This window comes from Polaribacter sp. IC066 (genome assembly GCF_007997085.1).
In the GTDB taxonomy this organism is placed as follows: domain Bacteria; phylum Bacteroidota; class Bacteroidia; order Flavobacteriales; family Flavobacteriaceae; genus Polaribacter.
Window position 1 is genome coordinate 1 of sequence record NZ_VORR01000078.1, and the last position, 11,736, is coordinate 11,736.

At 29.1% G+C, this 11,736-nt stretch carries 8 protein-coding genes, 1 tRNA gene and 1 pseudogene; 4 read left to right on the top strand and 6 right to left on the bottom strand.

Features of this window, described 5'->3' with window-relative positions; all coding sequences use genetic code 11:
• The 3 genes and pseudogenes from ES044_RS17225 to ES044_RS17235 form a co-directional block, all read left to right on the top strand.
• Window positions 1–114, top strand: a pseudogene (locus ES044_RS17225) (IS1595 family transposase); the annotation flags it as partial.
• Window positions 115–144: 30 nt separating this feature from the next.
• Entirely contained in the window at window positions 145–861 is a 717-nt protein-coding gene (bshB1, locus tag ES044_RS17230) for a bacillithiol biosynthesis deacetylase BshB1 (RefSeq protein ID WP_147119542.1), read from the top strand.
• A 53-nt stretch (window positions 862–914) separates the two neighbouring features.
• Window positions 915–990 (top strand) — tRNA-His (locus ES044_RS17235).
• Window positions 991–1,087: 97 nt separating this feature from the next.
• On the opposite strand, the gene ES044_RS17240 is transcribed toward ES044_RS17235, so the two are convergent.
• The 3 genes from ES044_RS17240 to ES044_RS17250 all read right to left on the bottom strand — a co-directional run bounded on the left by ES044_RS17240 (window position 1,088) and on the right by ES044_RS17250 (window position 5,225).
• Complete coding sequence (locus ES044_RS17240; protein WP_147119543.1) at window positions 1,088–1,840, bottom strand: LytR/AlgR family response regulator transcription factor; 753 nt, start codon at window positions 1,838–1,840, stop codon at window positions 1,088–1,090.
• Between the two features lie 238 nt (window positions 1,841–2,078).
• Complete coding sequence (locus ES044_RS17245; RefSeq protein ID WP_190311511.1) at window positions 2,079–4,001, bottom strand: sensor histidine kinase; 1,923 nt, start codon at window positions 3,999–4,001, stop codon at window positions 2,079–2,081.
• Between the two features lie 132 nt (window positions 4,002–4,133).
• Window positions 4,134–5,225, bottom strand: a complete 1,092-nt coding sequence (locus ES044_RS17250; RefSeq protein ID WP_147119545.1) for a hypothetical protein — start codon at window positions 5,223–5,225, stop codon at window positions 4,134–4,136.
• 190 nt (window positions 5,226–5,415) lie between these two features.
• On the opposite strand from ES044_RS17250, the gene ES044_RS17255 reads away from it, so the two are divergent.
• Window positions 5,416–8,538, top strand: coding sequence for a S41 family peptidase (locus ES044_RS17255; RefSeq protein WP_147187439.1), 3,123 nt, complete (start codon window positions 5,416–5,418; stop codon window positions 8,536–8,538).
• 402 nt (window positions 8,539–8,940) lie between these two features.
• Here the strand turns inward: ES044_RS17255 and ES044_RS17260 are convergent, their stop codons facing one another.
• The 3 genes from ES044_RS17260 to ES044_RS17270 all read right to left on the bottom strand — a co-directional run bounded on the left by ES044_RS17260 (window position 8,941) and on the right by ES044_RS17270 (window position 11,550).
• Window positions 8,941–9,525 carry a sensor histidine kinase gene (locus tag ES044_RS17260; protein ID WP_223269198.1) on the bottom strand — a complete coding sequence of 195 codons (585 nt, stop codon included), beginning with the start codon at window positions 9,523–9,525 and terminating at the stop codon, window positions 8,941–8,943.
• Window positions 9,526–9,601: 76 nt separating this feature from the next.
• Complete coding sequence (locus tag ES044_RS17265; RefSeq protein WP_147119548.1) at window positions 9,602–10,843, bottom strand: tetratricopeptide repeat protein; 1,242 nt, start codon at window positions 10,841–10,843, stop codon at window positions 9,602–9,604.
• Window positions 10,840–11,550, bottom strand: coding sequence for a response regulator (locus ES044_RS17270; protein WP_147119549.1), 711 nt, complete (start codon window positions 11,548–11,550; stop codon window positions 10,840–10,842). The genes ES044_RS17265 and ES044_RS17270 overlap by 4 nt, the downstream gene beginning before the upstream one ends.
• Between the last annotated feature and the right edge of the window lie 186 nt (window positions 11,551–11,736).

Here is an 11,736-nt window from a genome sequence, read left to right on the forward strand (position 1 = left end):
GAGTTTTGTTATCGAATTAACCGTTCTCAAAGCAAAAAAAATATCTTTAATAATTTAATAGTAAGAATGGTCAAAGCAGATAAAATATATCAAGCAAAAATCATATGTTCTTAACTACTTACCTCAAAACTTTTTAAACAAATTATGAAATTAGATATATTAGCTTTTGGAGCGCATCCAGATGATGTAGAGTTGAGTTGTGGAGCAACTATTGCTAAAGAAATTTCTTTAGGAAAAAAAGTAGGGATTGTAGATTTAACACGCGGAGAGCTGGGTACAAGAGGTTCTGCTGATTTGCGAGATATTGAAGCTGCAAATGCCGCAAAGATACTAGGAGTTTCTGTTCGTGAAAATTTACGTTTTGCAGATGGTTTTTTTACAAATGATAAAAAGCATCAAATAGAAATTATAAAAATGATTCGCAAGTATCAACCAGAAATAGTGCTGTGCAATGCTATTGATGATAGACATATAGATCATGCAAAAGGAAGTCAATTAGTCTCTGACGCCTGTTTTTTAAGCGGATTAATGAAAATAGAAACAGAATTGGAAGGCAAGAGTCAAGAAAAATGGCGACCAAAACAAGTGTACCATTATATACAATGGAAAAATATAGAACCTGATTTTGTTGTGAATGTTACCGGCTTTATGGACGTAAAAACAGATGCTATTTTAGCCTATTCTTCTCAATTCTATGACCCTACAAGTAAAGAACCAGAAACACCAATCACAACTAAGAATTTTAAAGAGAGCATAAGTAACCGAGGAAAAGAGCTCGGAAGATTAATTGGTGTTGATTATGCAGAAGGTTATACTTCAGAACGTTATGTGGCAGTAGAAAGTTTAGATAAATTAATTTAAATTTTTATGTTTTAAAGAAGAAAAAATAAGTATATTTGCACCCGAAATTATATGGTGGTTGTAGCTCAGTTGGTTAGAGTATCGGTTTGTGGTACCGAGGGTCGCGGGTTCGAATCCCGTCTTCCACCCAAAATACAAAGTCTTTTCAGATATGAAAAGACTTTTTTTGTGGGCTTAAATTTTTATCAAGTATAATTTTAAGTTGATCATCTTTAGTTGCTCTTGTTTATTTTAAATTATTTAAGGCTTCTATCACTTCATTTCTTTTTCTCACAGAAACTGGTACACTAGTTTTATCTTTTAAAGTGAGGTAACCTCCATCAGATTTTATAAACTCCTTAATGTATTTTGTGTTGATTAAATGGCTTTGGTGTACCCTTAAAAATTGGTGTTCTTTTAGCATATCTGCATAATACTTTAAGGTTTTAGAAACCAATATTTTTTGTCCACTTTCTAAATGAAAAGTGGTGTAATTATTATCTGACTTGCATCTTATAATCTCTGAAAGTTGTACAACAATAATTTTTTCTGATGTATGTAAAGATATTTTTTGTGCAATTCTATAGGGATTTTTTATCGATTCTTGCAATACAGAAAGTTGTTCTTTATTTGGCTGTATTTGTTCTTTCGCTTTTTTAATAGCGTTCGCTAAATCTTCATTAGAATAGGGTTTTAAAATATAATCAATTGCAGCAAATTTAAAAGCTTTAATAGCATATTCATCGCTAGCAGTTACAAATATTATTTTTGATTGTAAGTTGGGTACAATTTCTAGCATATCAAAACCTGTACCATCGCCCAACATAATATCTAAAAACAAAATATCTGGATGCTTTTTTTGCAATAATTTTGCAGCTGAAATTACACTTGTTGCTTTTCCTATAATTTCAATTTCTGGATGATTTCTCTCAATATCATTGCACAACATTTCTAATGCTTCTGGAATGTCATCTACTACAATTGATGTTAAAGTATTCATTTTTTGATAGTTTTTAAATTAGTGAAATTCAATTTTGAAAATAGTTAAACTATGAATTCAAAATTGTAAGTTGAATCTTTCGGGCAGACCCGCTAATATCGCTTTAGGCGCCGACATTGTTTCAATATCTAGTAAGATATTGTTTTTATTTCCCCGACGCTTAACAGCGCAATATTAAAAGAATTTTCTTATTTGATTCCTAAATGGTTTTGCTTCAATTATATTTTTATGAATAGGTTTAATAATCTGTTTTTAACGGAATTTTAAAACTTACTTCTGTGCCTTTAATTTCATTTTCTGTTACTATTTCTTTAACAGAAAAAGCACTTTTAGGAGACAGTATGTGCAATCTTTCTTTGGATACTTTTAAAGCAACAGAGGTATGATTTGAGTTTTCTTTTCGTCTTTTAGATTCAAGAATTCCGATGCCATTATCGATAACAGTGCAGTTTAAAAAATGGTGTTTTACTTCAAAATTAATCGTCATTTGTCCTAAAGTGTTATTCTGGAATGCGTGTTGCACACAGTTTTCTACAAATGGTTGCAGTAACATGGTCGGAATTAAAATTTCATTGGCATCAATATTGTTTAAACTTTTATGTATACTGTAAGTGAAATTTTTTGAACTCATTCTTTGCTCTAATTCTATATAATTTTTTAACAAATGAATTTCTTCATGCAGTGTAATTTCTTCTTTTCTTGAGTTCTGTAAAATACCTCTTAATAAAACTGAAAATTTAGAAATTGTGCTATTTAAATCATTTATTTTACCAGCATTTCCGAGTGCTTTAATTCCGTTTAAAACATTAAATATAAAATGCGGATTCATTTGTAATTGCAACGCTTTTTGCTCTAAAGACAATAAACGATTCTGTAATTTTAAGGTATCTATTCTTTTTTCATGGCTTTTGTTCAGCTGTCTTAAGTAATAATCTAAAGAGAAATAACCAATCAATAATAACGAGATTATAACGGTAAAAATAAACCAGGCTTTTTTATAAAAAGGAGCATCAACTGTAAATGAAAAAGATTTGATGGCACTTTTTCTATTTGCTATTTTAGATTGTACTTGAAATTTGTAATTGTCAGCTGATAAATTCGCAAATTGAACCGTATTATTTTTAGACCAAGGAGAAAAACCATCCGCTAATTGATACCGGTATCTTATTTTTTTAGGATTTGAAATATCAACAGATTTAAAAGTGATAGAAATATTGTTATCTGCATGTAAAAATTTTACGTTTTTATCAAACAATACAGCGTCTCTATTTTGATGATTTACTTGCAAGTTTTCAAAGTAAATTGTTGGCTTTAGATTCGGTTCAATTAGAAAATTAATCGCACTTATTTTATACAAACCATCATTTGTAGCAAGCCACGTAGTGTTTTGATTGTCTTTAAACACGTTATTGATTGCGTTTGTAGGTAAGGAATTATACTTGTTTATTTTTTGTTTAAACGTAAAGGAAGGAAGCACAAAAACCTCTATTCCGTCTGTTTTTGAAGTAACCCAAATTTCATTTTTTAATTTTTTTACTACCGTTATATTTTTTAGCGTAGAAATCTCTTTTTCAATTGCATTTCCTGCTATTAAAAAAAGACCATTTTGTAGGGTTGCTGCAATGACTTTTTCTTGAAATTTTTCTAAAGAAATAATATTTTTGGTTATTATTCTATTGATAGTTTTAGGTTTTAATAAATTATCTACGATCCATAACCCTTTATTAGAGGCGATATAAATAGCATTTTTACAAAAAATAAGATCGTTAATAACAGAAAAATCTATCGTTGTATTTATTTTAATTGGTTGCAGATTATTTTGTTTTAAATTGTACAAACCTTCTGTGGTAGCAACAAAAATTTCATCATCAAAAGAAACTATTTTTACTACTTTTTTAGATTTAATAAATTGCTCTTTCGATTTATTTTTAATAAACAATCCGTTTTCTAAACCTGCATAAATAATACTGTTTTGAACCAATAAGGTTGTTGTTTTTAGTTGGTTGATCTGTGTAAAATCGTCACCATCAAACATTAGCAAACCTTTCTCGGTGGCAATCCATAAATACCCAATTTTGTCTTGTACAACCTCATAAATAAGGTTGCTAGGCAAACTAGCATCAACAGAAATATTTTTGATACTGGTTTGTTGTGCAAACATTTTTATACCGATAATCAGTATGCAAAAGAAACTTATTTTCTTAAAAATAGACATAAACAAACTTACTAATTAAAACGTCATGATTGTATAATTTGTATCATGACGTTTGTAAAAACTACTTTTCTTTCTCACTTATTTCAAAGCATACAAACGTTTGTTATTTGTATCCGGTTGTATGTATTGTAATTCGCCATAAGGCTTAATTAAGGGTTTTAAGACTACTAAACCTGTAGATTTCCCTGTAATTATTAAAGTGCTATTCTTCATTCTATAGGTCCATCTATACTTTGCAATAGGGATGTTTAATTCTTCAACTTCTGCAAATAAAAGTTCTTGTTGTTCTATAAAATTGATGATTTCTTCTTGATTTTCAAAAGTCGGAACTTCATTATCTGAATTATGGTAATCTAATTCAAATTTTATAGGAATTTCAAATTGCGTTGTATAAGCTTCTCCTACAAATCTTTCGTACTCATTATTTAGCGTGTCATACCAATTGATATCTTTTTCTTGGGGATATTTTCTTGCAATTTCTTTTGATAAATCTACTTTACCTGGAGAGTGCGCAGTAGGATAAAATACATAATGGGGTTTTGCTAAATAATGATTTGAGAACTCGCCATTAAAAATAGAATAGTAAGGAGATGCAATAACGTTCGGCAATTCATCTGCGCAAAATGCATCTTTAAAAGCTTTCATTAACTCCTTATTCTCTCCCAAACCGTTAGCATGAAAAATAATTTTAGAATTCGCATTTACACTTTCTTGTAAAATTGGTAAAGTACCCATGGTAATGTTTTTTCTTAACGTTTGTGCGGTAACTTTTTCGCCTTTTACAACAGTTTCTAAAGACATTCCTTTAAACGGATTGCTCTTATTTACAATATGAATTTCACCATAAGGATTTTCAGAGACATTTCTATTTAACCAATTAATAATCTCTTCTATTGAATATTGATCTTCTACAATTTCAAATTCTTTTTCTTCAAAAAAGGATCTTGCAGTCTCATAATAATGTTCTTCTCCTTTATCGAAACCTGTAATAAATACTAGTGGATTTCTGGTAATAACTTCTTGTTTTACAGTATAATCTAACGAAGATTCTACTGCTATTGTAGCCATTTTATTTTCTTTAATTGTGGTTGTTTGATCACAATTTATAAAAAGACTTGATGTTAAAATAAAGGCTGTTGCAAATACTGAATTTCTAAATACGGTTTTCATAATTTTTATTTTTTACTGTTATACACTGTAAATGTAAAACTGAATACAAGGTATATTTTGGCTGTATTAGAATTCGTGTTCACGGAATTAGAATTCGTGGGTTTTTAAGGGTTTTACCTGTTTAAGCAGCTGACTAGATGGTTTAACGGTTTAATAGCCTACATTTATAAACTAATTAAAATTTATACTCATGAAAACGATATTTAAACTGTGTTTCTTCTTTTTATCGTGTACTCTTTTTTCTCAAAAAGGCGATGTTCATTTTACTTTAAAACCTACATTAACACCCAACGGCACTGAGGTGATTTATAGTTATCAAGGTGATTTATGGAAGGTAAATGCCGATGGCGGAACTGCTTTTAGAGTAACCGCAATGGATGGTACAGAAACGGCTCCAAGTGTTTCGCCTAAAGGAAAATGGTTGGCTTTTTCTAGCAATCAATATGGCAATTACGATGTGTACATTATGCCTTTAGAAGGAGGAGAGATAAAGCAACTTACTTTTTATCAAAGTAATGATGAAGTTGCATCTTGGAATTGGGATAGTAAAACGATTAACTTTACTTCTAATAGATATAATAGAAGAACAAACTATACAGTTTCTATTGATGGTGGCACTCCTAAAAGAACATTCACACATTTTTTTAATACCGTGCATAACGCAGTACAACATCCTATAACAAAGGATATCTATTTTAATGAATCTGAAGAAAGTGCCAGAAATGCCAATAGAAAAAGATATAAAGGCGATTACAATCCTGATATAAAATCTTACAATATAGCGTCTAAAAAATTCACAAAACATACTTCTTATAGAGGTAAAGATTTTGGAGCAACTATTGATAAAAACGGTAAAGTGTACTTTAAATCTGATGAATATAACGGAGAATATAACTTATATACGTTTAAAAACGGAGCTAAAAAAAGATTGACAGATTTTGACACTTCTATTATGTGGCCGAAAGTGAGTGCGAATGGAGAGAAAGTGGTTTTTAGAAAAGACTATCAAATATATGTGTATGACGTTGCTTCTCAATTGTCTAAAAAAGTAACCTTAAATAGCAATCATCATTCTACAATTGCTAAAAATAAAGCATACAATGTAAAAGGTAAAATCACCTTTTTTGATGTTTCTCCTGACGGAAAAAAAATGGCATTTGTTTCTAGAGGAAGATTATTTGTTTCTGATGTAGCAGGGAAATTTGTAAAAGAGATTTCTACAGAAAATACAGAGGCTGTAAAAGAGGTGAAATGGTTAAAAGATAATGCTTCTGTAATATATTCTAGATCTTATAATGGTTATTATAATTGGTTTACGGTAGATGTTACTGATGTAAACTCTAAAAAACAGCTTACCAAAAACGAGATGAATAATAGGCAAATTACTTTTGATAAAGAAATGACAAAAGGGGTGTATTTAAGAGGTAGAAATGAAATTTATATTATAGATTTAAATACTTTTAAAAGTGATTTAGTCGTAAAAGATGAGCTTTGGGGATTTAACAACGCCAATCCCTATTTTTCTCCTGACGGAGAATATATTGTTTACAATGCCCACAGAGATTTTGAGACAGATATATTCGTTTATAATCTCGCTTCAAAAAAGACCATGAATCTAACAAATACAAAGGTTTCAGAGTTTGAACCTACGTGGTCTGAAAACGGAAAATATATTTATTTTTCTTCAGAAAGAACGGCTCCAAATTTTCCTAGAGGAGGAAAAGGACAGTCAAAAGTGTATCAAATGGCTTTAGATAGCTACGAGAAGCCCTTTAAAATGGATAAGGTTCAAGAATTGTTCATTAAAAAGGATACAACCGAAAAAAGCAAAAAGAAAGAAACTGTAAATGTTCAGATAAATCCCCAAGGTTTAATGGATAGATTAACTAGAATTAGCCCCATGTTTGGAGGTCAAGAAAATATTTCAGTAATAACAGCTGGTGACAAAACGCATGTTTTGTATCTATCGAATCATGATGAGGGTAAAAACAAATTATGGAAAACGACAATAGAAGATTTTGAGAAGAATAAAACAGTTAGTTTAGGAGATAAAGAAATTTCAAAATATCAATATGTAACGGCAAAAAACAACTATTATATTTTGGCAAGTGGCGTTGTGCATTCTTTAAATTTAAAGACAAATAAACTAAAGGCGCTTACTGTAGATTTTAAATTTAATAAAAATTTAGCGAACGAGTTTCAGCAAATGTATTTTGAGGCTTGGGCAGGTATGGAAGAGAATTATTATGATGAAAATTTTCACGGACAAAACTGGCAAAAGTTAAGAGATCAGTATGCAGGTTTTTTACCATATATTAACAACAGAGCAGATTTAAGATTGATTTTTAGTGATATGTTAGGAGAATTAAATACTTCTCATACCGGGTTTAGATCTAATGGCTCTGAAGAAGATATTTATTATGGAACAAAAACGTTGGCTACAGGAATTTTGTTTGATAATGACAATCCATATCAAGTGGAAAGAATTGTTTCTGAAAGTCCGGTAGATGTAAAAGGGAAAGATATTCTAAAAGGTGATGTTTTAATTGCTGTAAATGGAATAGCTATCGACACCAATAATAATAGAGAATCGTATTTTATAAATCCTGAATTTAAGGATGAGATTAAACTGACTTTCTCTAGAAATAAAAAGGAGTTTAGTACGTATGTTCATACCACTGATCCAGGCAATATGATTGGGTTGTTATATGATGAGTGGCAAGATGAAAATCAAAAATATGTGGACGAAAAGACAAAGAATGAGATTGCTTATGTGCATATGAAAAATATGGGATCTGAAGAACTGACCAGGTTTTACGAAGACTTAATGAGTACTGAGGCCTCCAAAAAAGGGTTGATTTTAGATTTAAGATATAACACGGGAGGAAATGTACACGATGATGTTTTAAAATTTTTACAGCAAAAGCAATATTTAAACTGGAAATATAGAGAAGGTGAATTAGCGAGTCAATCTAATTTTAATTACGGTAACAAACCTATTGTTTTGTTGATTAATGAACAATCTCTTTCTGATGCCGAAATGACAGCAGCAGGTTTTAAAGAGTTAGGTTTAGGAACCATTGTTGGAACAGAAACGTACCGATGGATTATTTTTACTACAGGAAAATCTTTGGTAGATGGTTCTTATTATAGATTACCCGCTTGGGGTTGTTATTCTTTAGATGGTAAAGATTTAGAATTAACCGGTGTTTCGCCAGATGTGTATGTTGGTAAAGATTTTAAAGAAAGATTGCAAAATAATTCTCCACAATTAGATAAAGCAATAGAAATTATTTTAAATAAATTAAAATAAAAAGGCTCATTTGAAACCCTTTTAATTTCGAAAAAAGTCTCGAAGCAATGCTTCGAGACTTTTTGGGTTTGTGTTTTTTGTAAAATCAAAAAGACTTATTTAAAAATCGCCGTTTAGTTCAGCAATTTTTTGACTTAAAAAAAGTGTACAATACTGCGTTAGTTTTATAAAGTTTGTGCTTTTAGCGGCTACTTTTTTAGGAATATTTGATGCAAAACTCAAATTTAAAAGCATAAAACTTTAGGTACTTTTATCTAGTTTTAAAAAAAAATGAGCCCTGATTTAAATGTTTATTTGGGGGGAATAAACAAGTAACAAAGCTGATTAATTAAATCTAGTGTTTTTTATTCGTTTGAAATAATTAATGTTGTGAACAATGAAAATAATGTTGTGTAAGAGGTTCTAAACTTTAAGTTTACTTTTAAAAGAGAATGAAATATGCATTCCTGTTTTAGAAGTAATCGTAGCTTGGGTTCCTAATTGGTTAGCCAATCGTTGTATGAGTGTGATGCCGATAAAATCTTTTTTATTTACAGTATCCATATTAAAACCAACCCCATTATCTGAATACTCAAAACAAATAAGATCTTCTTTATTTTTAATCGTCAGATTAATAATATTATTAGCTTCTTTGGTAAAAGCATATTTATTAGAGTTTGTGATTAGCTCATTTATAATTAATCCCAATGCCTGTGTTTGATCCATATCCATACATATATTTTTATCTACATTAATTTGCATATCTATGGCATACAAACTAGTGTAAATAATTTTTAAGTCATCAATAATATTTACAATATAATCATGAACAGCTATTTTGTTTAAGTTTTTACTTTTTAGTAATTTGTCATGAACCCGAGCAATTGTAGTAACTCTGTTAATACTATATTGAAAAGTGGCTTTAAACTGGTCATTGCTTATTTTTTGCAATTGAAGATTCAAAATACTGATCATTAGTTGAAAATTATTTTTTACACTATGATGCAATTCAGCTAACAGTACATTTTTTTCTAATAGAGAACTTTTAATAGCTTTATTTTGTTTTTGTATAATTTCTTTTTGATTATTTTTTTTTATAAATTAAAAAGCAAAGTATGATAATCAGTAAGATTAAAAATATTAAAATAAGTGCATTAATGATTAATTCTTTTTGATGAAGTTTATTGTCTTCTTTTATTTCAAATTCTTGAGCAACTAGTTTTTCTTGAAAGTCTATTAGTTTTAAAATGCTTTTATTCGATTCTCGTTTGTTTTCTAGCGCAATAGAGTCTGCTATTTTTATAAATAATTTATTATAGTAATTTGCAGAGTCATATTTTTTTGTAGCGTCAAAATAGTCTGCTTTTAACTTGCTATACAAATAGATGTTTTTCTTTAAAAATAAACTGTCTATGTACTTTTTGGCCAAATCAAGTTTACCCGTGTTTAAAAAACATTTGGCAATATCTCTAAAATAATCATCTTCATAAGGCCATACTTTGTCTTTAAACCATCGTTTAGCTTCTTTTTCTTCGGCAATAAATAATTCAATAGCAGTATCGTAATTTTTATATTCTAGGTAACATTTGCCCAAATTTCCTTTCACCAAACTTATCCAAAAGTCTAATAATTTTTTATTTTCTTTTAGATTTTTTTGCTTTGCTTCTCTGAATATAATTAAGGATTTATTGAAATAATAAAAAGCAGAATCATATTTATGATCTCTTTTATAAAGGACTCCAATATTGTTTAAATCTTTACCATATTTAAAACCCGTTCCATTTTTCTTAAAGGAAACCTTTTTTTTGTAGTTTTTGATTGCTAAATCTGCGAGTCCAATTTTAGAATACAATTCATAAAAGGATGCACTTGTAGGGCATACCTCTAACTGCTCTTTATTAATAATAAGTAATTCTGATTGTTTATTTAATTGAATACAATTCTTGGTTAGAATATTTAATAAGTTACAAAGGTCATTTTTATTTGCAACATTTTTATAGGTATAATAGAATCTATATAGTATCTCATTACTTTTATCATAAGCTTTTTCATGAATGAAGAGTAATGATTGACATTTAATTACATGAAAAAGTTCTGAAAAATTATTTTTATTTTTCGTCTCTTCATTTTTAAAAAATAGAATCCATTCTTCCGTAGTTGTGGTAGATGAATTATTTTCTAAAATACTTTTAAAAAGTCTTGCTTTTTTACTGTTGTAGGTTTTTTCATTAAAAAAACTAGTAAGCTCAATAGAATCTTTCTCTTTATCTTGAGAAAAGGAATTAAGAACACATAATAAAAGAGCTAAAAATTTAAGGAATTTCATTTATTTTTTTCCATAAAATTTTTAACAGAATTTTTAAATTGAGAAGAAATAGGAACTTCTTGATCACTTATCACAAGAGATTTATTAAAAAAAGCCGTTACACCATGGAGATTTACGACATAAGATTTGTGACACTGAATAAAATAATCTGGCAATTTTTTAATAAAACTTTTTAAAGTAGATCTTAAAAGGTACTCTGTATGATTAGCGCAATGCAATTCTAAATAAATATTGTCGGATTTTATGTAAGAAATATCATTAATAAAAACCCTTTGATATAGGCTGTTCTTTTTTACAAAAATAAAATCTTCTTTTAAATTTTTATGCAAAGAGACGTAATTTTTGATTGCAATTTCAATCGATGCCTTTAAATTATTAGCATTAAAAGGTTTTACTAAATACCCGTTTGGTTTCGTTTTAGCAGCCAAACTAATCGTGGCGTCGTCATCATTTGAAGTTAAATAAATAAAAGGAATTTTTACACGCTCGTTTATATGGTTGGCTAAATCAATACCCGTTTTTTTAGTAGAAAGACTGATGTCTAAAAAAGCTAAATCTATCGTGTTTTTTTCTAAAAAAGAAATCGCGTCCTCAAAAGAAATCGAGCAGTTAACTACTAAATAGCCAAGGTTTTCTAAAGTGTATTTTAAATCGTCGGCAATTATTACATTGTCTTCAACAATTATAATTTTTATTTTTGCATTCATTTAAAAGCTGGGGTTGTAATCACAAATCAGTTTCCAAATTACATAAAATTCTTTAAATATTTGTAACTATTCAGCCTTTAAAACAGCAATAGTTTTAAAAGCAGCGAAAATATTTTGACCATTCTTAATACAGGTATCTGTTACTGATCTAATAACTGCATATATCTGTGCACCATTTTCAGTTTT